The sequence below is a fragment of the Corynebacterium sp. KPL4035 genome, from assembly GCF_037908325.1.
Taxonomy (GTDB): domain Bacteria; phylum Actinomycetota; class Actinomycetes; order Mycobacteriales; family Mycobacteriaceae; genus Corynebacterium; species Corynebacterium kefirresidentii.
This window is the reverse complement of record NZ_JBBMGF010000007.1, coordinates 38,896-63,038: the sequence shown is the minus strand read 5'-3', so window position 1 is coordinate 63,038 and position 24,143 is coordinate 38,896. Positions and strand designations below refer to the sequence as shown.

Here is a 24,143-nt window from a genome sequence, read left to right as displayed (position 1 = left end):
AAGGCATTGATAATGGAGAAATTTATAACCCATACCGGAACTGGCGTACCGCTGCGCGTTACTAACGTGGATACTGATCAAATCATTCCGGCGCGCTACCTGAAGTCGGTTAAGCGTACAGGCTTTTCTGAAGGGCTGTTTTCTAATTGGCGCCCCGAAGAACGCTTCGTGCTTAACCAAGAGCAATTTAAAAATGGGTCGGTGCTTTTTGCAGGAAGAGACTTTGGCACCGGTTCCTCCCGGGAACATGCAGTATGGGCGTTGAGTGAATACGGGTTCCGTGCCGTGTTTTCTTCCCGCTTTGCAGATATCTTCCGCGGTAACGCAGGAAAGTCCGGCCTTCTTACCGGTTTGATGGAACAAGAGGACATCGAGCTTATCTGGAAGCAGCTGGAATCAGGAGAAACCCAGGTCACCGTTGACTTGGAGGCGCGAGCGGTCACGGTTGGAGAAAATACCTACCGCTTTGACATCGATGATTACACCCGTTGGCGGTTGATGGAGGGCCTCGATGACATCGATATCACCCTCCGTAACGAGGGCGATATCGCTGACTATGAAAAGCGACGCCCCGGCTTTAAGCCCTCTGTTATCGCCCCATAGATGGGAGTGTGGTTGGGGATGAACTTGCGCCAACACCCCTTCAGTCCTTTCTAAAGAAGGGGCGGTGGGGTGCTTTGCACTTGGGTATGAGTCTTGAGTACAAACCTTGGGGGAGCTGCAGGGGGTAAAATCGGTAACGTAAGGGTAACAATCACCTGCTCCAGTTTCCTGTGACAGAGTATGCCCCTAGCTTTAAATCTATGAGCAATCCCTATTCGAATAATGATTCTTTTAATTCAGGAAACAATGGTCCAGGTACTCCCGGACCTGCGAGTGAATCTGCGCCTTACGGAAACGGCGCGAACGGCCAACCAGGCTACGGGCAGCAGTACAGTCAGCAACAGTTCGGGCAACCCGGATACGCTGGAAGCACCTACCAAGGAGAAGATTCCCCTATTGGTCGTGACGTAGACGCCATTCAGGTCATCGCGGATAGCTTCCGCTACTTCGGCCGCAATTGGGCGCAGTGGATTTTCGGTCCACTGGTGCAGATGGTAGTTCTCTCCATCCTCTATTTGCTGTTGGTCGCCGTCCTAGCAGGCAGCGGTACATCCATTGACGCCCTAGCCAAAAGTGGCTCAGGTTCTGACGCGCTTACCGGTGGCCTCATTGCAGTAATGTTCTTAGCCATTATCGCCATGTTCCTCGTGTTTATTTGGGCAGCTAGCACCTGGTACAAGGCTGCTAATAAACAGGTTGATACCGGGATGCTGGAGATAAAGGACTTTCTGAGCTTTAAAAATGTCGCCGGTCTCATGGCGGTGTATGTGCTTTCGACCCTGGTTATTTCCCTGGGCTTCATTCTCCTGATTATTCCGGGACTCTTCGCCGCCTTCTTCTTTACCTGGATGCCGGCTGTTAAGGCCGCACGCCCTGAGCTATCCGTTGGCGAAACCTTTGGGGCTTCCATCGAAGTAGCGAAGGAGAATGTCGGAGTGACCATCCTAGTAGCCGTCTTGATTGCCGTCCTGTACGCAGTGTTGAGCTTTACCTTCGTCGGCATGCTTCTGTTCCCAGCACTGAACACCCTCATTTTGGTCCTCTTCGTCCGTCGCACGCTCGGCTTGCGCGGTTAGAAAACCCCGCAGCCGCACGATAGTTGCGCAAGTAAGGCCCTGCTCGTCCGCCGCATGAGATGGAAGGCAGGGCCTTAATTGTTGGTCGGGGAGGAACTAGGAAACTAGCGCACCGGCAGTGGGCTAGCCAGGTAATCGGCGCCGGTGAGCTCGCCATTGTTGAAAGACAAGACCCACACAGAAGACTTCTTGAACTTCAGCTTGTCCACCGGCTTTTTAAGGAACTTTGGGGCGAGGTCCTCGATGATGCCGGGGATGGTGCCGCCTTGGCTGACAATAACGGGCACCCCGCCTTCGTTTACCACGCGGCGGAAGGCCTTCTTGGCTGCTTCTGGGTCGTTTTCCCAAGCCTCGTCGCCAAAGTTTTTGTTGATGGAGATGTCCTTGCCCAGTTCGTCGGCAAGCGGGGCAGCTGTCTGCTGGCAACGTTGGGGCAGCGCAGAGTAAATGGCAGTGGGCTGATAAGCGCTGAGCATCGGGACCAGCATTTCCGCTTGGCGACGCCCCTTCTTATCAAGCGGCCGCAGGTTATCATCGCCTTCCCAGCTGCCGCTTTCATGCGCGTGGGCGTGGCGGACATAAAGAACGCGCGTGGCCGGCGCGATGCGCAGGCGTTTGGCGGCTTTAGCCACCACTGCGGTATCTACGTCGTAGGACAAGAGATTTTGCGCCTCGTCGATAGGCAGCCAGCGCAACTCATCGGTCTCACTATTGGCGGAATAGGTGCCGCCCAAATACTTAGCCACCCAGTAGTAGACGACCTTGGTCCGCCCCTGGACCGGATAGGTTACCTTGCCAATGAGCTTGCCTAGCCGGACGCTGAATCCGGTCTCTTCCAGGATTTCCCTGGCTGCGGTGGTAGGAAGAGACTCGCCGGGATCCACCTTGCCCTTGGGCAGGGACCAATCATCGTAATGGGGACGGTGGATTAGCGCGATTTCCGGTTCCTGCGGAGAACCACGCCAGATAACGGCGCCGGCGGCAAGGGTAGTGCGGTGGAATTCTTTGGCTGGATCCACCGGGATTTCTTGATGGCGACCGGAAATGAATTCCTCGTGCTGTTGATCCTTGTCGGTTTCGTGCATCTTTTTAATATTGGGCATCGTCTGCCTCCACGGGGCCTTTCCACAGTAATTGGCTTCATTTAAACAACGTCTAAGCGCCCATTGTCCCACGGGTTAGGCGCGGTGTGCATCCCTGCCACACGGTCGGACAGACATGCTTTAAAGTTGAGGTTATTGCTTTGCACGTTTGGAGGAGACACCATGGTTAATGTTGCGGTGATGGGTGCCGGTTCTTGGGGCACTACCTTGGCCAAGGTCTTTGCGGATGCCGGAAATGACGTTCGCCTGTGGGCCCGCCGCGCAGAGTTGGCGCAAGCTATCAACGAGACCCACACTAATCCGGACTACTTGCCGGATACCCGCCTACCGGCGGCTGTGCGGGCGACTCATGATGAAGTGGAAGCATTGTCATGTGCCGAGGTCGTCGTATTCGGCGTTCCCTCCCAAACCTTGCGCGGCAACGTGGAAAAGTGGGCCCCGCATCTGCCTCAAAACGCGACCTTGGTCTCCATTTCCAAGGGTGTGGAGACCACCACGCTCAAGCGCATGAGCGAGGTCATCATGGATGCGGCGGGAGTGCCAGCAGACCGCGTGGCGGTACTTTCTGGCCCGAACCTGGCTAAAGAGATTGCCGCAGGCCAAGTGGCCGCCACAGTAATCGCCTGCCCAGATGAGGAACGCGCAAAGCGCGTCCAGGCGGCGGTGGCCGCGCCGTACTTGCGCCCGTATACCAACACCGATGTTATTGGTGCGGAAATCGGCGGCGCCTGCAAAAACGTCATCGCATTAGCCTGCGGTATAGCCTCTGGCAAGGGATTAGGCAATAACACCATGGCCACCATCATTACCCGCGGTTTGGCAGAAATTACCCGCCTCGGAGTGGAGTTGGGGGCGGATCCATTTACCTTCTCCGGCTTGGCTGGCTTGGGTGACTTGGTGGCAACATGTACCTCGACATTGTCGCGCAACCGTACTTTTGGCTATCGCCTGGGCCAAGGCGGCACCATTGAAGAGGCCAAGGCCGCCACCAACGGGCAGGTTGCGGAGGGCGTCTACTCCTGTGATTCTATCTACCGCCTAGCCCAGCAGGCAGACGTAGAGATGCCGATTACCCACGCGGTTTATGGTGTCTGCTACGAGGGCATGGCGGTGGAAGATATGATCATCGCTCTGATGGGTCGGTCCAAGAAGTCGGAGTAGGTCAAGGGTAAAATCTGCGGGCATGACTGAAAAGACCCGCGTGGCCGTTATCTATGGCGGCCGTAGCACCGAGCACTCCGTATCCTGCGTCTCTGCAGGTGCGATCATGAATCACCTCGATCCTGAAAAATTCGAGGTGGTGCCTATCGGCATCACCCGCGAGGGCACGTGGACGCCCGGCACCACTGAGGGACTAGAGATTGTCAATGGTGTCATGCCAGAAGTCAGGCGAGGGGCGGAACTAACGCTTTCCCTGGATCCTAATGCCAGGGGCCAGTTCCATAACGTCACCGATGGCACGCTCTTTGCTGAGGTTGATGTGGTATTTCCCATCCTGCACGGGCCCTTTGGTGAAGACGGCACCGTCCAAGGTCTCTTTGAGCTCTCCGGCCTGCCCTATGTCGGGCCGGGCGTGTTGGCTTCCTCGGTGGGCATGGATAAGGAATTTACCAAAAAGGTGCTGGCAGCGGCAGGCCTGCCCGTAGCGCCCGAGGTCATTCTGAAGGGTCGTACCGAGCTCAGCGAGGAAGAAAAGCAGCATCTAGGGTTGCCCGTCTTTGTAAAGCCCGCCCGGGGCGGATCATCAATCGGCGTATCCAAAGTGAATAGCTGGGAAGAATTCCCCGCAGCCGTTGACCTTGCTCTAGAAGACGACGAGAAAATCCTGGTGGAGCCAGAAATCGTAGGCCAAGAGGTAGAAATCGGTGTTTTGCACTATGCCGACGGCACACTGTTGGCGTCTGTTCCAGCACTGCTGGCGGGCATTGATGATTCTGACGAGGGCTTTTATGGCTTTGACACAAAGTACCTCGATAATGTGGTTACCGCGGAAATCCCTGCGCCTTTCACGCCTGAGTTGACCGAGAAGCTGCGCGACATGGCTGTTCGCGCATTCGAGGCCCTAAATTGTGAGGGCCTATCCCGGGTGGATTTCTTCGTTACCGAAGATTCCGTGTACATCAATGAAATCAATACTCTGCCGGGCTTTACCCCGATTTCGATGTATCCCCAGGTGCTCGCCGCTTCGGGTGTGGAGTACCCCGCTTTGCTTGAGGCTCTCATTGAGCAGGCGCTAGCAAAGTAGGGACGGAGTACTTTCTACTTTTCAGCGGTGTGCTTGGCAAGCACACCGCCAATCTCCACCAGTGCCGCTTGCGCGGCATCCTGTGGGGCGTGCAGTGCTAGGTAGTTGTCGCGGCCCAGGGCGAACCACGTGCCGGCTGTGGTGCCATGGGCCAAGGTGGTGTCCTCGAACCACGGAATCTCGTTGACTTGCTGCAGCTTGACCCCAGCACGATAGTTTTCGGGCTTGGCCACACCGCAACGGGCCACGATGTCTTCGCGGCCATCGGCGCTCCACACAAAGGTATTCTTCTCCGCAACCTCGCGGCGGTGGTAGCCTTCGGCCACCGAATCAGGCAGGGCCTTTTCTATATCGGCGCACCTTTGGTCATCGCCCGCCTTGAGCTCCTTGAGCGGAGCCTTATGAGCGGGGGCAGGCTTTTCTTTGAGTGCTGAGAGGGCGTCGTTAAGCTCGCCCGGCTCGGCGTCGGTGGGGGCAGTAACGGCGACGATAGGGAAGCGCTGCGCCGCATACCAGGTGGTTAGGTTGGATCCCGGCGTGGCATCGCGCACCTTGTACCACTTTTCTCCCTCTAGGTCTTGGGTCTGGGCATACTCGGTGTACTGGAAAGGCATGTCCACGCCGCAGCGCACGGTGACCTTATCCTCAGAGTTAGCTGCCCATGCAGCGACACCGGAGGGCACAGGCTCGGCAATGTCTGCGCGCGGCTTATCCATGACCTTATCCGGCAGGGCGTCGATAAAGCTATGGCAGGCTTGTGAATCTGCTTCCTTGGATTCCACGGGGGAGACCGCCACGGGTGCTTTGGCGATGTTATTGAATACGTACTTTGCGCCGAAGAGGACCGCCAGAACCATCACTATGGACAACCCAAGTGAAATGAAGATCGCGGTGCGGTTAAATTGGGATGTCATAAGGGCTCATAGTATCGAAAGGACGCTGGTGAACTTAACTCAGACTCTCGCAGAGGTGGGAGAACGCAACGCCATTCGGGAAATTACCTCTGTGGCCTCGAGCAGGCTCAACGGAGATGACGCGGCGGTATTGCCTAGCGCACCACCGAATTCCCGCACCGTGGCAGCCACGGATTTGATGGTGGAGGGGCGTCATTTCCTGCGCGAGTGGTCTACCCCGCGCGAGATTGGTAAGAAAGCTATCTTGCGCAACTTCGCCGATGTTGAAGCCATGGGGGCGCGACCCGTTGCTGCCCTTTTAGCCATCGCCGCGCCAGGTGATACCCCAGTGTCCTTCGTGCGGGGCATCGCTGAGGGCATTGCGGAGCATAGCTCTTTCTATAATGCCGAGTTGGTGGGCGGTGACCTCACGAAGTCTGATCTTTTGGTCATCAACATTTCGGCCGTGGGTTTCCTCGGCGGCAGCCTTCCTGCCCTGACCTTGGACGGTGCGCGGGCAGGCCAGCACGTGGTAGCGCATGGCAAGATTGGCCACTCGGCCGCCGGCTTGGCCTTGTTAGAGCGCTTCGGCCGACAGCTCCCCGCTGGGTACGAGCACCTCCAGCCGCTTATTGACGCCCATTGCGCACCCTGGCTCAATCCTGGCCGCGGTGTCATTGCCCGCGCCGCTGGGGTTACCGCCATGACGGATAACTCCGACGGCTTGATCCAAGACTGCACCACGATGTCTGAACACTCTTGCGTGCATATGGATTTGGATCCGCAGGCTTTGCAGCCGGAAGATTTGCTGTGCCAGGCCGCAGACCTTGTGGACCGTGACCCGTGGGAATGGGTGCTAAGCGGCGGTGAAGACCACACATTAATAGGCACGACCGCGAAAGACACCCCCTCCGGATTCCGGAAAATTGGCACCGTAACTCGGGGCTGCGGGGTTACGGTGGGAGGAAAGACACCGAGCTATCAGAAAGGCTGGCGAAGCTTTTAAATATGCACCCCACCTATCACCCTTCATGGGAGCCGGTGCTGGCGCCGGTAATAGAAGAGCAATGGCCACGGATTTCTCACGCCCTTGAGGGCCAGGAATATCTGCCCCCAGCTGAGGATGTTTGTCGCGCGCTGCGCATGCCACTGGATGAGGTCCGTGTGCTCATCGTGGGCCAAGACCCGTATCCCACCCCAGGGCATGCCATGGGCATGGCCTTTTCTACTCGCCCCGGCGTGAAGCCCCCGCGTTCTTTGGTCAATATTTACCGTGAACTTCACGATGATGTGGGGATCAACGGCCGAGAGGACGGCGATTTGAGTGCTTGGGCTGACCAAGGCGTATTGCTACTTAACAGGGTGCTGACCGTAGCCCCAGGCCAAGCAGGCTCGCACCGTCGCATCGGATGGGAAGAAATCACCGAGGCTGCCATCCGCGCGCTCAACCGCAGCCCCATGGTGGCGATCCTCTGGGGCCGCGATGCGCAAGCGTGTGAGCGCTTTCTTCCCGACGTCCCGTGCATCAAGTCTCCGCACCCCTCACCGCTTTCTGCCAGCCGTGGCTTTTTCGGTTCTAGGCCCTTTTCCCGGGCAAACGCCCTTTTGCGGGACCAAGGCGCGCAGGAAATAGACTGGCGCTTGTAAACTATTGCGCATGTCATATCCCAGCACGCTGGATTCCTGCGGTCTGCGCAATTGGGCTACCCGCGCCGTGGGGGAATTAGCCCATCGCCGCGAGGAAATTAACGCCCTCAATGTGTTTCCCGTACCGGATTCGGATACTGGTTCAAATATGGCGCACACCATGGAAGCAGCGGTTGCGGAGCTCGACAAAGGTGACGATGTAGCTGATTCCCTCGCGCGTGGGGCGGTGCGTGGGGCACGCGGAAATTCGGGCATGGTGTTGTCTCAGGTTCTGCGCGGCGTAGCGGAGTCCACGGTGGACTCAGTTATTGACGGCTCCGTTTTTGCCCGTTCTTTGCAGCAGGCCGTGGAGTTGGTGGACCTAGCCATCGCCGAGCCAGTGGAAGGCACGGTTATTACGGTTTTGCGTGCAGCAGCGGAAGCCGCCGACGACTCCGCGGCGCGTCCTGGCGCGACCTTGCACGGCATCGTCAGCGGCGCAATCTCGGCCGCTCGGACTGCTCTAGAGCGCACCCCATCGCAATTGCCAGCCCTGCAGGAGGCTGGAGTAGTGGATGCTGGCGGAGCCGGCCTCGTGATTCTCTTAGAGTCCCTTCTCGCGGAGATTGAGGGCTCTACTGGGCATGCAGGTCTACCCGCCCCAGAGGAGGTCACCGTGCTGGAAGTGGTCTTTTTCTATGAAGGAGATATCGACGCGCTGCAGGCGGCAATTGCACCGATGGGAGATAGCTTGGTCATCGCTCGCGCTACCGAGGACAGCGCTAATGTGCATATCCACTCTCCGCAGGCGGGCGCCGTCATTGAAACCGCCTTTGCTAAAGGAAAGGTGACCAACTTGCACCTTGAGGTGCTGCCGGCTCCCACCGAACCCGCCGCCGAAGAATCAGTTGCTCGCCGAGTATACGCAGCCGCGCCGGCCGGGCCTATTACCGATCTTTTGGAATCTGCGGGCGTTACCGTTGTGCCACCGGAGAAACCCATTGCGGCCGAAGATGAGGACATTGTCCTAGTTACGGGGCTGAGTTCGCAGACTGGTGCTGGGCGAGTAGTGCCTGCACAGTCGCTAGTTGCTGCCTTGGCCGCTATCTCTGTCAATGAACCTAATAACCCAGATACGGGTGCTGTGGTCGCTGCTATGCGCGATGCAGCCAATTCCATGCGCGTAGCTCATCCCAGCCAGGAAACCCTTGCGTCAATCAGCGCCACCTGTCGCGATCTCTTGGCAGAAGGCGGGGAGCAGGTCACCATCTTAAGTGCCCTTGACGTAGATGAGGAGGATTTGGGCCAACAGCTACATGTGGATGTGGTGGCGCTTAACGTTCCGGATATTGCAACCGAAATCGGAGTGGAGTAGCAATGCTCGGCTGGCAGGACAACCGACCGTTGACGGAGGTTCTTGCGGCGAAAGACGCCGCGAAGATTACCAAGGCGTTGGGGTATGAGACCTGCGGTGAGCTTTTGGCTCACTATCCGCGAGACTATATTCGCCACAACAAGGACGTTGGCCTAGGAGACGCTGCGGAGGGCGATATCGTCACCGTTACCGGGACTATTACCGGCTTCAACCGGCATGACAGGGGCAAGACCACCATCATCAATGTGCAGCTCGATGACAGCATTATGGCGACTTTTTTCAATGCCAATTACGTCATGCGCATGCTGCATCGCGGACAGCGCGTCATGATGAGCGGCAAGCTCAAATTCTTCCGCAACCAACCGCAGCTGCAACAGCCAGACTTTGTGGAAATCGATGCGTTCGGCCGTCCCGATGGTGAAGTGGATGGCTACCGCCAGCCGGCGGCCGAATCTGGAAAGAAGAATCGGCCCAAGGCCACCGGCTCATTGCGGAACCTCTCACAGTTTGGGAGGCTCGACCAGCTCCTTTTGGAACGAGAATGGATCCCGGTGTACCCAGCCACGTCCAAGGTGACCTCCTGGTACATCATGGGGGCTATTCACTACGTCCTATCAAAGACCCCGCCCATCGAAGAGCCACTGGATTATCAAATGATAATCAGCCTGGATAAAGCGGTGCGGGAAATTCACGAGCCTGGTAAGGCAGGGCCTTATCGTGCTATCCAAAGGCTTAAATATAACGAGGCTTTGTCAATTGGCTTGGTGATGGCATTGCGCCAGCGCGATGCGGAAGCTCGAACCGCTCCGACCATGCCGGCAACCTTAGGCGGCTTCCGCGAAGAACTGCTAAGCCATTTGCCTTTCGAGCTCACCCAAGGGCAGCGGCGTGTTATCAGTGAGATTGAAGATGACCTAGCCCGCCCATTGCCCATGATGCGTTTGCTGCAAGGCGAGGTCGGCTCGGGCAAAACCATGGTGGCTACCTGCGCTATGCTGCAGGCTGTTGACGCAGGAACTCAAGCGGCGTTGCTAGCGCCTACTGAGGTGCTGGCTTCCCAGCACGCTGCCTCCATCGGAACCGCAGTTCCTGAAGGCGTCACGGTGGTACTTCTCACCGGCTCGATGCGCACTGCGGATAAACGGCAGGCATTGCTGGATATCGTTTCCGGAGATGCGGACATCATTATTGGAACCCATGCCATCATCCAAGACACAGTGGAGTTCTTCAACCTTGGACTAGTGGTAGTAGATGAGCAGCACCGGTTCGGCGTAGAGCAGCGCGATAGCCTGAGACTGAAGGCTAACGAGGGACTAAGTCCCCACGTACTGGTGATGACGGCTACGCCGATTCCTCGCACCATCGCGATGACCGTCTTCGGCGACCTTGCCGTATCGACCCTTACTGAGCTGCCTGGTGGCCGCAAACCTATTCAGTCAGCGGTGGTAGCTGAGTGGCGCCCTACCTGGGTATTACGCGCCCTCGAGCGGATTCGCGAGGAAGTGGCCCACGGCCACCAAGCCTATATCGTCTGCCCGCGCATTGAGGGAAAAGGCGGAGTGCTAGAGCTTGCGGAGCAGCTAGAAAACGGGCCGTTTAAGGGGCTGCGCATAGCAATCTTGCATGGAAAGATGCCTAATAAAGACGAGGTTATGACGTCATTTGCTAGGGGAGAAATCGATGTCTTGGTCTCTACCACGGTCATCGAGGTGGGTGTGGATGTTCCCAATGCCACGGTGATGCTCATCCGTGAGGCCGAGCATTTCGGCGTCTCCCAGTTGCACCAGCTGCGTGGGCGTGTGGGACGAGGCGGCAATGCCTCTATCTGTCTTCTGCACACTATGGCAGGCGATAACACTCCGTCCTTCCGCCGCATCAATCAGATTGCCCAAACCTCGTCCGGATTTGAGCTGGCCGAGCTCGACTTGCGTCAGCGCCAAGAGGGAGACATTTTGGGCACCATGCAGTCCGGAACACACCGTACGCTGCGGCTATTAAATCTGGCGGATGACCAAGACATTGTGGAACGCACCCATACGGATGCCCGCGCAATGGTGATGCGCAATCCCGAGTTGGCCGAGGAACTCACGCGCAACTTGAGTGAAAGCGAACAGGAATACTTGGAGAAGAACTAAGACAGGTTAACCTAGAAGCATGAACGTCCTTGCCCCCTTTGCAGGCATCTTCCGCTGCCAGGTGAATGGGGGAGGCACCGTTGGTATCGGCGTCGCGCCCGCGATCGTCGACGCCACGGAACTAGTTGCTTCCGTAGCGAGCCCAGGACTAAGCAAGGCATACCGCATTGTGGTCGCTGGCTTGAGGGACGTGGTAGCCGGAGACCTTTTGATGGAGATTGGAGAAAAATAAATGACGCGCATTATTGCCGGCGAGGCCCGCGGCCGCACCATTAAGGTGCCCACCGAAGGAACCCGGCCTACTGCAGACCGTGCCCGTGAAGGGCTTTTTTCATCCCTCGCGGCACGTTGGGGCTTTGCCGGTTCTTCGGTTCTTGACCTATTTGCTGGTTCCGGCGCACTAGGCCTTGAGGCAGCTAGCCGTGGAGCAGAAGAAATTGTACTAGTGGAATCTTCGGCGGATGCGGTGAAGATCATTCGGCATAACATGGGCGTCGTCAAGCACCCCGGCGTGCGCGTGCAAGAGATGAAGGTAGGCACCTACCTGGGAAGTGCCCCGCGGCGGCACTTCGATCTGGTGTTGGCGGACCCGCCCTATGCTTTTGATGAGGTAGATGAGCTCATCGCCGCTATTGAACCGGTGCTCTGCGATCACGCCATGGTAGTCATTGAGCGCCACGTTGATTCCGCGGCAACTGCGTGGCCTGCAGGTTTTGAGCCCACTGGTCAGAAACTGAAGAAGCGTACCTTTGGCATCGCGCGCATGGATATGGCGGTCTATACCCGCCCTGGCAGCGAGGAACCCGAAGACTAAACCCCTGAAGAAAAGGAAGCGACAAAAGCATGACTAAGGCCGTGTGCCCAGGATCATTCGACCCCGTGACCTTAGGTCACGTCGACATCATTAACCGCGCTAAGCAAATGTTTGATGAGGTCACCGTATTGGTAACCGGTAATCCTGACAAACCCTCCGGGCTCTTTAGCGTGGATGAGCGTATGGAACTAATTCGCCAGAGCGTGGATTCTTCCATCAAGGTGGACTACTGCTCTGGGCTTTTGGTGGACTACACCACTGAGCATGGGGTGGATGTTTTGGTGAAAGGGCTGCGCAGCTCCCTAGATTATGAATATGAGCTGCCTATGGCGCAGATGAATCGGCGCCTTTCCGGCATTGATACCGTCTTTCTGCTCACGGACGAAAAATACGGCTATATCAGTTCCTCACTGTGTAAGCAGGTGGCGAAGTTTGGCGGGGACGTGACCGGCATGTTTCCTGAAGCCGTAGGCCGTGCGGTAAAGGAGAAATACCGAAAGTGAGCCTAGCACTGGTCATTTTTCTCGTTGTGGTCGTAGGCTCGACCCTCCAGCGAGTATCTGGAATGGGCCTCGGTCTCATCGGCGGTCCTATTCTCATGCTGATTATGGGGCCGGTAGAAGGAATCATCTTGGTCATCAACGTTTTAGCCTGCATTAATGCGGTGCTGACCACTTATTCCGTGCGCGAGAATGTCAGCTGGAAGAAATTTGGACTCATAGCCCCGGTCATGGTGATTGGTTCCTTGGCCGCGGCGCTGCTCATTAGGCGCATGGATACAGCAGGTCTTATGGTCGTTGTGGGCCTTGCGCTTTTGGCCGCGCTGACGGTAGTGACCTTTGGCAAGAAGTTTGTCCCGGCAATGGAAGGCAAAGGCCCAGCTATTTCCGCGGGCATCCTCGGCGGCTTTACCAATACCTTGGCCGGTGTGGCAGGCCCAGCTATTACCGTCTACGCGCAAGCGGCAAAGTGGCCTCAGCAAGTGTACGCAGCTACGCTGCAACCCATTTTTGTCGTAGGCGGATTTTTTTCTGTCATGACAAAGACGCTTACGGGGGCGGCACACTTTGATGGTTTGCCCTGGGTAATGTGGCCCGCCGGAGTTATGGGAATGTTCGTCGGGATTTGGGCCGGCACCCGCATCGCGCAGCGTGTGCCCCGGGAGAAAGCCCGCGTGCTCTCGCTTAGCGTTGCCGGACTGGGCGCAGCGAGCGCATTGGTTCGCGGCCTGGTGAGCCTCGGTTAAACACCTTCACCATGAACAAGGCCCGTCGCCTCTGCAGAGACAGAAGCTGACGGGTCTTTGCACAGTCAATCATGTGCTATGGGCTTAGAGTAGGTTGGCCAAAAAGTCCTTGGTACGTGGCTGTTGCGGATTATCCAGCACTTCAGCGGGGCTACCAGACTCGATGACCACGCCGCCGTCCATGAAGAAGACTTTATCTGCCACCTCGCGGGCAAAACCCATCTCATGGGTGACTACGAGCATGGTCATGCCCTCGGCCGCGAGATCCTTCATTACGTGTAGTACTTCGCCGACAAGCTCTGGGTCAAGGGCTGACGTGGGTTCGTCGAAAAGCATGAGCTTAGGGTCCATGGCTACCGCACGAGCGATGGCAACGCGCTGCTGCTGGCCGCCGGAGAGCTGTACGGGGTAATTATTGGCCTTGGAGGCTAAGCCAACATCCTCGAGCAACTCCATGGCGCGGGCGCGGGCGGTTTCCTCTGGGATTTTCTTCACCTGCACCGGTGCCTCAATGATGTTTTCAATCACCGTTCGGTGGGGGAAGAGATTGAAGGATTGAAAGACCATGCCGATATCGGAGCGCTGCTCGGCGGCTTCCTTTTCGCTGATCTCATAGAGGGTGCCGTTTTTCTCGCGGTAGCCAATCAGCTCGCCGTCGACGTATAAGCGCCCGGCCGTTGCTTTGTCCAAGTGGTTAACGCAGCGCAGGAAGGTAGACTTGCCGGACCCCGAAGGTCCTAATAGGCAGGCCACCTCGCCGGCTTGGACCTCGAGGTTAATGCCTTTGAGGACTTCAAGCTGCCCGAAGGACTTGTGGACGTTCTGGGCAGAAATCATGGGAGTAGCCATTATTTTTGAGCCTCCGAAATCACGGATACGTTGCGGGGAATGGTTCCTTCAGCATCTGCAAGAGCAGCAAGCTGGCGGCCGGTGAGTTCGCGGGTTGCACCGCGCTCAAAGCGGCGCTCCAAGAAGTACTGACCCACCATAAGTAGGGAAGTAACCACGAGGTACCAGGAAGCCGCGACCAATAGTAGCGGGATGGGCTGGAAAAGGGCGGCGGAAATATCCGTGGTACGGCCGAAGATCTCCTCTGTATAAGGAATGGCCACCACGAGGGAAGAGGTCTTGAGCAAGGAAATAAGCTCATTGCCCGTAGGCGGAATGATAATGCGCATGGCTTGGGGAAGGACGGTGCGGCGCATGGTCATCCACCACGACATGCCGAGTGCCTTGGAGGCCTCCTTTTGGCCCTCTGGAACGGAAGTGATGCCCGAGCGCACAATCTCAGCCATATAGGCCGCTTCATTAAGTCCTAGGCCCATCACCGCAAGGAAGAAGGCGTTGGTGAGGATGGTCTGCAAAGACACCTCGGTAAAGCCTAGGTTGATGGACTGGTAGATGGCAGAGAGCAGACCCCAAAACACCAGCTGGACATAAATTGGCGTGCCACGGAATACCCAGAGGAAAATCCAGGACACGGCGCGCAGCACCGGGTTAGGTGACATGCGCATGACCGCAAGCACGGCACCACCGATAACGCCGATGATCATCGACAAAATAGTGATGGCGATGGTGTGCAGGGAAGCGAGCGCGATGCGCTTATCAAAGAGGTACTGGAAATAGGTTCCCCAGCCAAAAGCCTCGTTGCGGGCGGAGGCAATGATGAACCACACTCCCAGCACGATGAGTAGGCCAGCGAAGACCCAGCGCCATGGATGGCGCAGCGGGCGGGCCTCGATCTGCGCGGGTTCTTCTTTAGGCTTGGCCGTAGCCGGCGTCGCCGCATTCTCATTAACCATTGATCGGCCTTTCATTAATCATTGCCTGGTCTATTAATCCATCCTCGATGCCCCAGCGGGACAAAATTTCTGCATACTCGCCGGTTTCGATGAGGTGCTGCAGCGCTGCGGCCGATGCCTTGCCCAAATCGGAATCTTTAGGAACTGCGAAGCCATACGGCGAGGCTTGGAACATATCGCCTACCTGCTGCATTTTTCCCTCAGAGCGATTGACCGCCCACGCTGTGACCGGGGAGTCCGCAGACAGGGCATCCGCGCGCCCCATCAGGACGGCCAGCGCGGCGTTATCCCCGGTGTCATAAGACAAGACGGTGAGATCGCCATTACAAGCTTCTTGCTTAGGGCGAACATCATCGGTTTCGGAGACCGTTGTGCGCTGCACTGCGACTGTCAATCCGCAGGGGTTATCGGGGTCGACCTTCCTAGGCCCGTCCACGCGCTCGGCCCACTGGATACCGGCGTAGAGGTGGTCTACAAAGTCGAATTCATTCCGGCGGTCTGGGTTATCCGTAAAACCGGAGACACCCATATCGATCTGGCCCGATTGCACGGCCGGCAAGATCATGGAGAAGTCCTGCTCCAAGGGCTGGAAGTCGAGGCCCAAGACACCTGCTACAGCGCGGGCTAGGTCAAGCTCGACGCCTTGGAGGGCTCCGTGGGAATCCTTAAGCTGAAATGGCGCGTAGGGCGGGTTAGTGCCAGCGGTGAGGACGCCATCATTGTCGTCATACATGGCGGCAATCTCCGGTACTACAGAGGTGTGGGGTTCTTCCCAGCCCTCTGGAGTGGAATCTTCCTCGTTGGTGACGCAAGCGCTTAAACCCAAAGTTGGGATAAGGACCGCGGCAATTGTAGCGCGGCGAGAAAACGTGCGCGGCATTATTTCTGCGCCGTCCTTTCATCTATGGCGCGTGCTTTCTTCAGGTCAATGAAAATGAACGCGGAAACGATAAGAGCGCCGATGATGAACATGCCGATGATAATGCCGCTGGAGGCATCCTGGTCAGCTCCCCACGGCCACAGTGCACGCAAAGAACCGAGCATGAAACCTGCCATGGCCATCAGCGTAGGGGCTCGGTGATGATCCAGTAAGAAGTTCAAGACCTTGATAAACGCGGCGAGGCCGCACAAGGCACCCAGCGCAAAGACGGCTATGGTGCCAAGGTCTCGATCCGATACAGCGCCGATGATGGGTTGGTAGAGCCCCATGGTCAACAAGATGAGCGAGCCGGAAATGCCCGGCAGGATGAGTGCGCACACAGCAATGGCGGCGGCAAAGAAGACCACGATAAGGCTGGGGTTCTCATGCGGCTCGGAAGTAAAGCCGGTGATAAAGAAGATGGCAATAGTGGCGATCACAAACGCAATGATGGAAGAAGGGCGCAACCGCTCCTGCTTGGACAGCATAGACAGTGGTACGAAAATAGACACGGCAACCATGCCCAAAAATAGTGCCCCGGACGCGGATACGTGATTTTCCACGAAGTTAGATAGCACGGTGGACATTGCGAAGACTGCGATAAACATGCCGACTGCTACGGAGACAAGGAAGCTCCACTCGACTCTCTTGAAGCGACCAGAGATGAGGTCATTGGCATTGTGGACTGCGCGTTCATAAATACCCACGATGAGCGCCACGGTGCCACCGGAGATTCCGGGCACAAGTTCGGCCATGCCGATGAGGGCACCGCGGATAGCGTTCAAAATGTATTGCATAAATTTAAAATCTACCTGGGAGAGGGCTGGAGTGGCGGGCGACTGGCCTAGGCGGGCGGGGAGAAAGTGCTTCCCGGTGGTGGCCATGTGGACCGCTGTTAATAGTGATGCATATCTTTCATTGAAAGGCGATTGGTTATCCGTCACGGAAAGGGACGTGATTTCTCTAACCGTAGAGGTGAAACAATCATTGAGGCGAATCCTCGTTCATGAATATTCTGTCAGAATAATACACTTCAGTGCAACTATGCAGTTTGGGGCATGGTAGGCGCGGCCTCCTGCAGTCAGGGCTGTTCTATATGGAAGAAACTATAAGTTTCCCATTATTCAGTCTGGTGTTTACGTAGGCGTCAACTAACTGAAAGATTGACTGCCTACTATTTCCTGCGTATTCCCGTCTTTCTCCCGTGCAAACATTTCTTTTCAGTGACCAAGGACTCTCTATGAAGAATCGTTTTGTCCTGCCCGCGGTGACTGCCACCGCGGTGGTGGGAAACCTCATTTTTGTGCCGGCAGCAAGTGCTGCGGAGGGGGCGCCCGAGGGGGCGTCGCCAAGCGAAGGCTCTCGTTTTAGCATCGGTGTACTGCCGGATACCCAGTTCTATTCGCGCTATTCCACCCCAGAGGCCGGCAACCTGGCCCAAGCTCGCTACGGCAGCGAACCCTACTTGGCGCAAACCCAATGGTTAGTGGACCATCAAGACGAGTTGAACATGGACTTCGTCACTCACCTGGGTGATGTTGTAGACCAGTGGAACGTGGAGGGCGAATGGCAGGTAGCTGATAAGGCCATGCAGGTCCTCGACGATTCGGACTTGAACTATTCGATCCTGCCAGGCAACCACGATATGGACGTGGAAGGTGCGGCAGCCCACCCGTATGACAAGTGGTTTAGCGCCGACCGCGCTAAGGCCGCCAACCCGGAGACTTTTCAAGAGCGCTACACCGCGGTCAATAATGATTCCGAGGCACATATCTTTGAAGCTGAAGGCCAGAAATATCTCAATCTAGCCCTGGGCTGGCGCGCTGATGAGAAGGCTATTGCCTGGGCGCAAGGCATCATTGATAAGCATCCAGACCTTCCGGTCATTGTGACCACTCATGAGGCGCTCAATATCGATGGTGAAGGAAACGTCTTCTATTCCGATGACTATGGCAACGGATTGTGGGATAAGTTCATCAAGAGCAATGATCAGATCTTTCTCGTGATGGGCGGCCACCACCACGGTGCCGGATACCGCGTGGACAAGAACGATGCCGGACATGACGTCGTTTCCATCTTGCAGGACTATCAGATGGCCTACCAGGGTGGCAATGGCTTATTGGGCGTGCTCGAGTTTGACCTTACGGGCAAGCAGCTGGAGATGACCGCGCTTTCGCCGTGGGTGGCGCAAAAGCCGCATGAGGAGCTCACGCAGTTCGATAAGCTCACCTTGGATGATAAGGGCGATAGCTATAGCATTCCGTTCGATTTTGAACAGCGTTTTTCCTCCTTCGCCCCGGAATTCACCGTGGGCGAGGGCCACCAGCCGGACCTAGCGCAGCGCGCCCGCGACATCGCCGCTGAGGGCTATAGGCCATACACCATTGCGGAGGACGAGCTTCCTAAGGGCGCGGACGATTTTGCCAAAAACGACCACACGGTATTCCACTGGCGCCCGGGCGAAGCGCGAGACAAGGATGGGCATGCGCTTGTCGATGGCGCCCTTGCCGGCCGTGGCACCACCATCCCCGACATTGCCAGCGATTCTGGCAGCGACCTGCATCGCGCTGGCGCCATGCTCGGAGACAGGGTGACCTATAGCACCGACCATCACCCGTTGTCCTCTGATGCCGGCTCCCTCTTCTGGTCTGACCCTGCCGGCAAAGTTGGCAATGCCGAGTTCCGTACCGATAAGGGCGCGGCTGCCAATAGCGTCGATACCACCAAGGGATATACCTTCGAATCCTTTGTCAAGATTCCGGAGGATTTCAACGGCGCACAGCATGGTTGGGGAAGTGCGCTCAGCCGTGACTCTGCCATCAATAAACTGGTAGACGGCTCCGAGGACACGGACCCAACCGTCATGTTCGGTATCTCTAACCTCCGCGAGCTGCGCTGGTGGGCGGAGCCGAAGCAGGGAAGCGGCTCTACCGTGTGGTCCCACGAGGTTCCCAAAGACGAGTGGATGCATATCGCCGTGGTCAATGATCCTGAACGCGATAGCGTCGAAATGTTCATCAACGGCGCGCCCATCCTGCGCAATGCCGTAGGCGCCGAGGGGCTCCTCCCGCGCGACCTGCAGTGTGTCATGGGTGGTGGCTTTGACAACCAGCGCCCACAAGACCCGTGGTATGGCTGGATCGGCGAGACCCGCCTGACTCAGGGCGTCCTGGGCAAGGACCAGTGGCTTACCGCCCGTGCACACAACGATGGCAAGCCGGCCGATACCGCGCAACCTGCCACGGATGGCTCCGCGTTGAGCTCTAGTACGAGTTCGAAGCCTGCCATCTTAGGAGCAATCCTTGGTATCGCAGGGGTGGCTGGCCTCATTGGACTAGCACTGCCGCAACTGAAGGCTTCCATCCCGCAGATTAACGCGCTCCTGCGTAAGTATCACCTCCCGACTCTGCCCGAGTTGGGCTAGAGCACTGGGTAGAGGGATTTTGCAGTATCAGGCTTTAAAGCTTTAGCTGCACCAAAGCGCTTAGGTTCTTCGCCATAAGGGGAGAGAACCTAAGCGCGTTTTGGTTTTAATCTTCGCCCTGCTTGGAGAGATAATCCACCTTCCACCAAAACCAAGCGGAGGCTGCACCCAACACGACGGGTATCCAGGCTAGGGAAGGGGACTGCACGGCCATCATTGCCAACAATGTAATGAGCGTCAATGCAGTGAAAACTATCGCTTTAATTCTTTCCACTCGCAATCGGTTCATGAAATCTCCTCAATGTGGAAGGTGTGCCAAATTTACACAGCCCAAAATAGGAGACTCTTGTCAGAGTGTCAATGATAGTTTACGGTATGTAACGTGAAATGTGCTTAAATTTTGGAATCGATGTCCTAGATTGTTTCGCTGGCGGCTGAAAGGCGCCTCGAGCACAAGGCGGCGAGATGTGAGGTTTGGGAAATGTCTAGTGATCAAACACAGAAGTCTGGGGACAACCTAGGGGATAAGGTCGAAGGAATGTTCCTGGCGGTTGTTGCGTTCGTTCTCATGCTTTCCGTACTTGGCTTAGTTCTGTGCATAGTTCGGTTCGACGATTATGTCGACGCTTTTGTCGTTATTCACCGTAGTTCATTCGACGGAATCGAGGATGCACGCGTGAGGCGGTGGATAATGGGTGTACTTCTACTTATTCGCTCCCTAGCAGCCCTTTCGTGGGTTACATCCTTTTTCCACCTTAAAAAGACGTTAGCTAAGGCGACTAGAAAGAGATTTCTGTTAATGGGGGTGTACTCTATCGCCTCTGCCTGCGGCTTTGGCTATCTCGCGTTGAGGGCGGAACTGGCGAGCTTGGAAGCCATACGGGTCACACAGGCTAGTATTTGCGGCTTTTTGACGGCCTATCTATGCTTCCAGAGCTTGAAATCCTGGCAAGCTTCTACCCGTTCAACTACACGTCGGTAGGAGGGGCGAACATGAAAAAGACCCCGCTTTCCGATTTACCGTACATGCGAGGTCTTTTCTATCTGTGCCCCTGGTGAGACTCGAACTCACACTGGACGGGTTTTGAATCCGTTGCCTCTGCCAATTGGGCTACAGGGGCGCACAGTGCCAAGGCTTGCTGCCTTTGACTGTGAAAATAGTAGCGCAGGGACTAGGGGAATTCCTAATTGGGTAGGGGAAGCGGGGGAATGCCCACGTCATCCAATAAATGTGCACCGGGGTGTTCGTATGTCGGCTCGCTTCTCTAGGATGGGGCAGGTGACTACTAAACAGCCTCGAATTCTGCTCATTGACGGCCACTCTATGGCCTTTCGTGCCTTCTACGCCCTGCCGGTGGATAACTTTTCTACCTCGGGCGGCCAGCACACCAATGCCGTATATGGCTTTTTATCGATGCTTTCCAATATCGTGGCGGAGGAGAAGCCCGATGCCATCGCGGTGGCATTCGATGTAGGGCGAAAGACCTTCCGCACCGAAATGTTCCCGGACTACAAGGCGCAGCGTGAAGCCGCGCCGGAGGAATTTAAGGGCCAGGTTGACATCATCCGCGAGGTGCTCGAGGTGCTGGGGATTACCACCCTCTCCCGCGAGAACTTCGAGGCCGACGACATCCTGGCCACGCTGGCGACTGAGGCGCAGGCTTATGAGACCCTCATCGTCACCGGTGACCGTGACTACCTGCAATTGGTAAACGATTCCACGACGGTGCTCTATCCCATGAAGGGCGTATCCACTCTCCACCGTTTTACGCCCGCCGCGGTGGAAGAGAAGTATGGTCTCACACCTGCGCAGTACCCAGATTTTGCTGCATTGCGCGGTGATCCGTCCGATAATTTGCCGGGCATTCCCAAGGTGGGCGAGAAGACGGCGACTAAGTGGATTGTTAAATACGGAGACTTGGCATCACTGGTTGAGCACGCCGAAGAAATCAAGGGCGTGGTGGGCAATAACTTCCGCGAGCGCATCGATCAGGTGCAGATGAATCGCAAGCTCACCCAAATGATCACGGATATGGACCTAGAGGTTGGCCCTGACGATCTGGCTTTCAAGGAGGCGAAGGTTGCGGACGTTGCTGCTAAATTCGATGACCTCGAGTTTGGCACCAACCTGCGCGATCGCGTCCTGGCCGCCATTCCCAATGACGGCGCTGAGGCAGCGGAGCAGACCGAGGAGGTCCAAGAGCTAGAGACAGTCATCGATGATGAGCCATTGTCCCAGTGGCTGCCTGGTCGAGAGCATGTTGCGGTCTATGTCCAAGGCGAGGGAAACCCTGGACAGGGTGATGCATCGGCGATTGCCTTCGTAGACCAGGAACGCCACGGCCTGCAAGTGGAGCTGGGCGACCTTTCTGTCGAGGACGATAAGGCCCTAGCGCAGTGGTTGGCCTCCGATGCGCCGAAGTATTTCCACGAGGCCAAGGCCGCGTTCCATATGCTCGCCGGCCGCGGCATTGAGCTGGCGGGTATTGCCCATGACACGGCCATTGCCGCCTACTTGCTGCGCCCTGGTCAGCGCACTTACGCGCTTGCCGACGTCTACCAGCGCCACCTCCAAAAGACCCTCGGCGCCGCCACGGAGCAGCTTTCCTTGCTGGATGATTCCACCTTGGTAGATCAAGCCGCAGCCATTATGGAATTGGCGGAAAGGTTGACCGCGGAGCTGCAGGAGATTGATTCTTTCGAACTTTATACCGACTTGGAGCTGCCACTTGTGACCATCTTGGCGCGCATGGAAGCTACCGGCATTGCTGTTGACGTAGACATTCTCGAAACACAAAAGGATGCCTTCGTAGAGCAGGTCGCCGAACAAGAACGTGCCGCCCGCGAGCTTGCCGGTGACGATAAGCTCAACCTCAACTCACCCAAGCAGCTACAAACCGTACTCTTTGAGACTTTTGATCTGCCCAAGACCAAGAAGACAAAGACCGGCTATTCCACCGCGGCCAAGGAGATTGAACAACTCGCGGTTAAGAATCCCCACCCGTTCTTAGACCACCTTTTGGCTCACCGTGAGTACCAAAAGATGAAAACCACCCTCGAAGGTCTAATCAAGACCGTGCAGCCGGATGGACGAATCCACACCACGTTTAATCAGACGGTGACGTCGACTGGCCGCTTGTCCTCGACGGAGCCAAATCTGCAGAATATTCCGGTGCGGACCGAGGCTGGGCGACAGATTCGCTCCGCGTTTGTCGTAGGCGAGGGCTACGAAGAACTGATGACCGCGGACTATTCGCAGATTGAGATGCGTGTGATGGCGCACCTCTCGGCAGATCCCGGGCTTATCGAGGCCTATAAGGACGGCGAAGACCTGCATAACTACGTCGGCTCCCGAGTCTTCGACGTCCCCGTCGACCAAGTCACGCCGGAGCTGCGCCGCCGCGTTAAGGCCATGTCTTATGGTTTGGTCTATGGCCTGTCCGCATTCGGCCTATCCCAGCAATTGGGCATCCCGGCTGGGGAAGCGAAGTCCATCATGGAAAGCTACTTCGAGCGTTTTGGCGGGGTAAAGAAATACCTCGATGAAGTTGTGGTCCAGGCACGTAAGGATGGGTATACAGCCACCCTCTTCGGCCGCCGCCGCTACTTGCCAGAGCTCAACTCCGATAACCGCCTAGCGCGCGAGAACGCAGAGCGAGCCGCATTAAATGCACCGATTCAAGGTACCGCGGCAGACATTATCAAGGTGGCAATGATTCGCGTGGACCGCGCATTGCAGGGCATGAAGTCCCGCGTGCTGCTACAGGTCCACGATGAATTGGTAGTCGAGGTCGCCCCTGGCGAGGCTGACCAGGTCCGTGAAATTCTCGAGCGGGAGATGGACTCTGCTATCGAGCTCAACGTGCCGCTGGAGGTCTCCGCTGGTGCCGGCAAGGATTGGGATGCCGCAGCCCACTAGCGCGGCTTCTTTCTCTCGCCGGGAAAAGGCGCGCCTTAGGCTCGCCTCGCAAGGCTTAACCGTTCAGCGGTGGCAGAGCGCGGAAGAGGTGGCCCGCGCTTTCGGCGTTATGCAAGGCCAAGACCTGCACTCTGTGCGCCGATCGCTGGCCTTGCGGGCGCAAGACCACTCGGATGCCGGAAATATTGTGCGTGGATATCCCATGCGTCATACGCTTTTTGCGGCTTCTATCAAGGACATAGGCTGGATAACTGAACTCTGTGCTAAACGGCGAAAGGGCGACGCAGAGTTAGTGGCAAAGGTAAACAAGCTTATTGATCGTCCGCTTTCGCGTGCCGAGCTTAAGGAGCGGGCTGCCACAACGTTGCCCGAGGTGCCCTTCTGGCATGTTGTGCGTGTAGCAATGGAAAGCGGACACGCCGTCTACTCCGGAGTCGAACAACTCATCACACCGGTTGAGTTGCCGGGATTAGACGAAGCCTTCAATGGAGACCAGGTCGCAGCTACCGCTGACCTAATGGTCCGATATTTCCGCACTCACGGCCCAGCGACGCTGCGGGACTTTGCGTGGTGGACAAAGCTACCGCAAAGACTAATTAGGCCAGCAGCTGACAGCCTTCCGCCGGACATCGAGCGGTGTGGAGAAGAGTCCCAGGACTTTGTCTCGAAAGTTGTAATGGATATGGCCGAGGCGCGAAGAAAGCGTTCGGTGCTCTTATTGGGAGCTTTCGACGAGTACATCCTGGGATACCGAGATCGGTCATTTGCAATGACTTCAGAAGTTCACGAGATACTTGCCCCTGGAAACCGCGGTGTATTTCGCCGCGCCATTGTGGTGGACGGCCAGGTTCGTGGGACGTGGAATAAACAAGCTATCGAGAATCTGGGTATCCCCGGCTACGCCGAGCCCAAAGTTCAGAAGTTGTGGCGAACTGCGCAATAAGTTTTTAGGTAGCCTTCTCT

General features: G+C 56.7%; 22 protein-coding genes and 1 tRNA gene. 15 read left to right on the top strand and 8 right to left on the bottom strand.

Going from position 1 to position 24,143, the window contains the following annotated elements:
- Nucleotides 1–12 precede the first annotated feature (12 nt).
- A complete protein-coding gene (gene leuD, locus WMP96_RS07710; RefSeq protein ID WP_301716144.1) occupies nucleotides 13–603 on the top strand; it encodes a 3-isopropylmalate dehydratase small subunit in 591 nt (196 codons plus the stop codon).
- A 200-nt stretch (nucleotides 604–803) separates the two neighbouring features.
- The gene (locus WMP96_RS07705) at nucleotides 804–1,679 is read left to right on the top strand and encodes a hypothetical protein (RefSeq protein ID WP_239205616.1); all 876 of its coding nucleotides are present in this window, start codon (nucleotides 804–806) and stop codon (nucleotides 1,677–1,679) included.
- Nucleotides 1,680–1,783: 104 nt separating this feature from the next.
- Here the strand turns inward: WMP96_RS07705 and WMP96_RS07700 are convergent, their stop codons facing one another.
- Nucleotides 1,784–2,782: an NUDIX hydrolase gene (locus tag WMP96_RS07700; protein WP_239205614.1), complete on the bottom strand. Its 999-nt coding sequence runs from the start codon at nucleotides 2,780–2,782 to the stop codon at nucleotides 1,784–1,786.
- A 162-nt stretch (nucleotides 2,783–2,944) separates the two neighbouring features.
- Between WMP96_RS07700 and WMP96_RS07695 the strand changes: the two genes are divergently transcribed.
- Nucleotides 2,945–3,943 (top strand): NAD(P)H-dependent glycerol-3-phosphate dehydrogenase, encoded by a 999-nt coding sequence (locus WMP96_RS07695; protein WP_023021677.1) that lies wholly within the window; start codon nucleotides 2,945–2,947, stop codon nucleotides 3,941–3,943.
- Nucleotides 3,944–3,965: 22 nt separating this feature from the next.
- Entirely contained in the window at nucleotides 3,966–5,027 is a 1,062-nt protein-coding gene (locus tag WMP96_RS07690; protein ID WP_023021676.1) for a D-alanine--D-alanine ligase family protein, read from the top strand.
- A gap of 14 nt (nucleotides 5,028–5,041) precedes the next feature.
- Here WMP96_RS07690 and WMP96_RS07685 read toward each other — a convergent pair whose 3' ends face one another.
- Nucleotides 5,042–5,941: a DUF3515 domain-containing protein gene (locus WMP96_RS07685; protein WP_301716143.1), complete on the bottom strand. Its 900-nt coding sequence runs from the start codon at nucleotides 5,939–5,941 to the stop codon at nucleotides 5,042–5,044.
- On the opposite strand from WMP96_RS07685, the gene WMP96_RS07680 reads away from it, so the two are divergent.
- Genes WMP96_RS07680 through WMP96_RS07645 form a run of 8 tightly spaced genes read left to right on the top strand, consistent with a single transcriptional unit; the run spans nucleotide 5,889 to nucleotide 13,116 of the window.
- Nucleotides 5,889–6,926 (top strand): thiamine-phosphate kinase, encoded by a 1,038-nt coding sequence (locus WMP96_RS07680; RefSeq protein ID WP_086588490.1) that lies wholly within the window; start codon nucleotides 5,889–5,891, stop codon nucleotides 6,924–6,926. The two genes, WMP96_RS07685 and WMP96_RS07680, sit on opposite strands and share 53 nt — an antisense overlap.
- Nucleotides 6,927–6,928: 2 nt before the next feature.
- Complete coding sequence (locus tag WMP96_RS07675; protein ID WP_023021673.1) at nucleotides 6,929–7,567, top strand: uracil-DNA glycosylase; 639 nt, start codon at nucleotides 6,929–6,931, stop codon at nucleotides 7,565–7,567.
- Between the two features lie 10 nt (nucleotides 7,568–7,577).
- Entirely contained in the window at nucleotides 7,578–8,921 is a 1,344-nt protein-coding gene (locus WMP96_RS07670) for a DAK2 domain-containing protein (protein ID WP_239205608.1), read from the top strand.
- 2 nt (nucleotides 8,922–8,923) lie between these two features.
- Nucleotides 8,924–11,056: an ATP-dependent DNA helicase RecG gene (locus WMP96_RS07665; protein WP_248098850.1), complete on the top strand. Its 2,133-nt coding sequence runs from the start codon at nucleotides 8,924–8,926 to the stop codon at nucleotides 11,054–11,056.
- Between the two features lie 19 nt (nucleotides 11,057–11,075).
- Nucleotides 11,076–11,288 carry a hypothetical protein gene (locus tag WMP96_RS07660; RefSeq protein WP_023021670.1) on the top strand — a complete coding sequence of 71 codons (213 nt, stop codon included), beginning with the start codon at nucleotides 11,076–11,078 and terminating at the stop codon, nucleotides 11,286–11,288.
- The gene (rsmD, locus tag WMP96_RS07655) at nucleotides 11,289–11,870 is read left to right on the top strand and encodes a 16S rRNA (guanine(966)-N(2))-methyltransferase RsmD (protein ID WP_023021669.1); all 582 of its coding nucleotides are present in this window, start codon (nucleotides 11,289–11,291) and stop codon (nucleotides 11,868–11,870) included.
- 29 nt (nucleotides 11,871–11,899) lie between these two features.
- Nucleotides 11,900–12,373, top strand: a complete 474-nt coding sequence (gene coaD, locus WMP96_RS07650; RefSeq protein ID WP_023021668.1) for a pantetheine-phosphate adenylyltransferase — start codon at nucleotides 11,900–11,902, stop codon at nucleotides 12,371–12,373.
- Nucleotides 12,370–13,116: a sulfite exporter TauE/SafE family protein gene (locus WMP96_RS07645; protein ID WP_340432716.1), complete on the top strand. Its 747-nt coding sequence runs from the start codon at nucleotides 12,370–12,372 to the stop codon at nucleotides 13,114–13,116. The genes coaD and WMP96_RS07645 overlap by 4 nt, the downstream gene beginning before the upstream one ends.
- A gap of 84 nt (nucleotides 13,117–13,200) precedes the next feature.
- On the opposite strand, the gene WMP96_RS07640 is transcribed toward WMP96_RS07645, so the two are convergent.
- From WMP96_RS07640 to WMP96_RS07625, 4 genes are read right to left on the bottom strand one after another with little or no spacing between them, the layout of a single operon-like run.
- Nucleotides 13,201–13,965 (bottom strand): amino acid ABC transporter ATP-binding protein, encoded by a 765-nt coding sequence (locus tag WMP96_RS07640; protein ID WP_275436463.1) that lies wholly within the window; start codon nucleotides 13,963–13,965, stop codon nucleotides 13,201–13,203.
- Nucleotides 13,965–14,918: an amino acid ABC transporter permease gene (locus WMP96_RS07635; protein ID WP_301716141.1), complete on the bottom strand. Its 954-nt coding sequence runs from the start codon at nucleotides 14,916–14,918 to the stop codon at nucleotides 13,965–13,967. The genes WMP96_RS07640 and WMP96_RS07635 overlap by 1 nt, the downstream gene beginning before the upstream one ends.
- Entirely contained in the window at nucleotides 14,911–15,798 is an 888-nt protein-coding gene (locus WMP96_RS07630) for an ABC transporter substrate-binding protein (protein WP_023021664.1), read from the bottom strand. The genes WMP96_RS07635 and WMP96_RS07630 overlap by 8 nt, the downstream gene beginning before the upstream one ends.
- Nucleotides 15,798–16,634: a DUF368 domain-containing protein gene (locus WMP96_RS07625; RefSeq protein WP_034656484.1), complete on the bottom strand. Its 837-nt coding sequence runs from the start codon at nucleotides 16,632–16,634 to the stop codon at nucleotides 15,798–15,800. Before WMP96_RS07625 ends, WMP96_RS07630 begins: the two co-directional genes overlap by 1 nt.
- A 443-nt stretch (nucleotides 16,635–17,077) precedes the next feature.
- Between WMP96_RS07625 and WMP96_RS07620 the strand changes: the two genes are divergently transcribed.
- A complete protein-coding gene (locus WMP96_RS07620; protein WP_340432708.1) occupies nucleotides 17,078–19,261 on the top strand; it encodes a LamG-like jellyroll fold domain-containing protein in 2,184 nt (727 codons plus the stop codon).
- Between the two features lie 106 nt (nucleotides 19,262–19,367).
- Here the strand turns inward: WMP96_RS07620 and WMP96_RS07615 are convergent, their stop codons facing one another.
- Both WMP96_RS07615 and WMP96_RS07610 read right to left on the bottom strand, forming a co-directional pair.
- The gene (locus tag WMP96_RS07615; protein WP_239205600.1) at nucleotides 19,368–19,550 is read right to left on the bottom strand and encodes a hypothetical protein; all 183 of its coding nucleotides are present in this window, start codon (nucleotides 19,548–19,550) and stop codon (nucleotides 19,368–19,370) included.
- A gap of 758 nt (nucleotides 19,551–20,308) precedes the next feature.
- Nucleotides 20,309–20,382 (bottom strand) — tRNA-Leu (locus WMP96_RS07610).
- Between the two features lie 149 nt (nucleotides 20,383–20,531).
- Between WMP96_RS07610 and polA the strand changes: the two genes are divergently transcribed.
- Nucleotides 20,532–23,180: a DNA polymerase I gene (gene polA / locus WMP96_RS07605; protein WP_301716192.1), complete on the top strand. Its 2,649-nt coding sequence runs from the start codon at nucleotides 20,532–20,534 to the stop codon at nucleotides 23,178–23,180.
- Complete coding sequence (locus WMP96_RS07600; RefSeq protein ID WP_301716139.1) at nucleotides 23,164–24,123, top strand: DNA glycosylase AlkZ-like family protein; 960 nt, start codon at nucleotides 23,164–23,166, stop codon at nucleotides 24,121–24,123. Before polA ends, WMP96_RS07600 begins: the two co-directional genes overlap by 17 nt.
- Nucleotides 24,124–24,143: the final 20 nt, after the last annotated feature.

Excerpts from the sequence above, each read along its gene's own strand:
- WMP96_RS07665 (WP_248098850.1), top strand. The coding sequence starts at position 8,924 with ATGCTCGGCTGGCAGGACAACCGACCGTTGACGGAGGTTCTTGCGGCG.
- WMP96_RS07615 (WP_239205600.1), bottom strand. The coding sequence starts at position 19,550 with ATGAACCGATTGCGAGTGGAAAGAATTAAAGCGATAGTTTTCACTGCA.
- WMP96_RS07660 (WP_023021670.1), top strand. The coding sequence starts at position 11,076 with ATGAACGTCCTTGCCCCCTTTGCAGGCATCTTCCGCTGCCAGGTGAAT.
- leuD (WP_301716144.1), top strand. The coding sequence starts at position 13 with ATGGAGAAATTTATAACCCATACCGGAACTGGCGTACCGCTGCGCGTT.
- WMP96_RS07600 (WP_301716139.1), top strand. The coding sequence starts at position 23,164 with ATGCCGCAGCCCACTAGCGCGGCTTCTTTCTCTCGCCGGGAAAAGGCG.
- WMP96_RS07635 (WP_301716141.1), bottom strand. The coding sequence starts at position 14,918 with ATGGTTAATGAGAATGCGGCGACGCCGGCTACGGCCAAGCCTAAAGAA.
- WMP96_RS07620 (WP_340432708.1), top strand. The coding sequence starts at position 17,078 with ATGAAGAATCGTTTTGTCCTGCCCGCGGTGACTGCCACCGCGGTGGTG.
- WMP96_RS07630 (WP_023021664.1), bottom strand. The coding sequence starts at position 15,798 with ATGCCGCGCACGTTTTCTCGCCGCGCTACAATTGCCGCGGTCCTTATC.
- WMP96_RS07700 (WP_239205614.1), bottom strand. The coding sequence starts at position 2,782 with ATGCCCAATATTAAAAAGATGCACGAAACCGACAAGGATCAACAGCAC.
- coaD (WP_023021668.1), top strand. The coding sequence starts at position 11,900 with ATGACTAAGGCCGTGTGCCCAGGATCATTCGACCCCGTGACCTTAGGT.
- WMP96_RS07695 (WP_023021677.1), top strand. The coding sequence starts at position 2,945 with ATGGTTAATGTTGCGGTGATGGGTGCCGGTTCTTGGGGCACTACCTTG.
- WMP96_RS07705 (WP_239205616.1), top strand. The coding sequence starts at position 804 with ATGAGCAATCCCTATTCGAATAATGATTCTTTTAATTCAGGAAACAAT.
- WMP96_RS07625 (WP_034656484.1), bottom strand. The coding sequence starts at position 16,634 with ATGCAATACATTTTGAACGCTATCCGCGGTGCCCTCATCGGCATGGCC.
- WMP96_RS07690 (WP_023021676.1), top strand. The coding sequence starts at position 3,966 with ATGACTGAAAAGACCCGCGTGGCCGTTATCTATGGCGGCCGTAGCACC.
- WMP96_RS07675 (WP_023021673.1), top strand. The coding sequence starts at position 6,929 with ATGCACCCCACCTATCACCCTTCATGGGAGCCGGTGCTGGCGCCGGTA.
- rsmD (WP_023021669.1), top strand. The coding sequence starts at position 11,289 with ATGACGCGCATTATTGCCGGCGAGGCCCGCGGCCGCACCATTAAGGTG.
- WMP96_RS07640 (WP_275436463.1), bottom strand. The coding sequence starts at position 13,965 with ATGGCTACTCCCATGATTTCTGCCCAGAACGTCCACAAGTCCTTCGGG.
- WMP96_RS07680 (WP_086588490.1), top strand. The coding sequence starts at position 5,889 with ATGGACAACCCAAGTGAAATGAAGATCGCGGTGCGGTTAAATTGGGAT.
- WMP96_RS07685 (WP_301716143.1), bottom strand. The coding sequence starts at position 5,941 with ATGACATCCCAATTTAACCGCACCGCGATCTTCATTTCACTTGGGTTG.
- polA (WP_301716192.1), top strand. The coding sequence starts at position 20,532 with ATGGGGCAGGTGACTACTAAACAGCCTCGAATTCTGCTCATTGACGGC.
- WMP96_RS07670 (WP_239205608.1), top strand. The coding sequence starts at position 7,578 with ATGTCATATCCCAGCACGCTGGATTCCTGCGGTCTGCGCAATTGGGCT.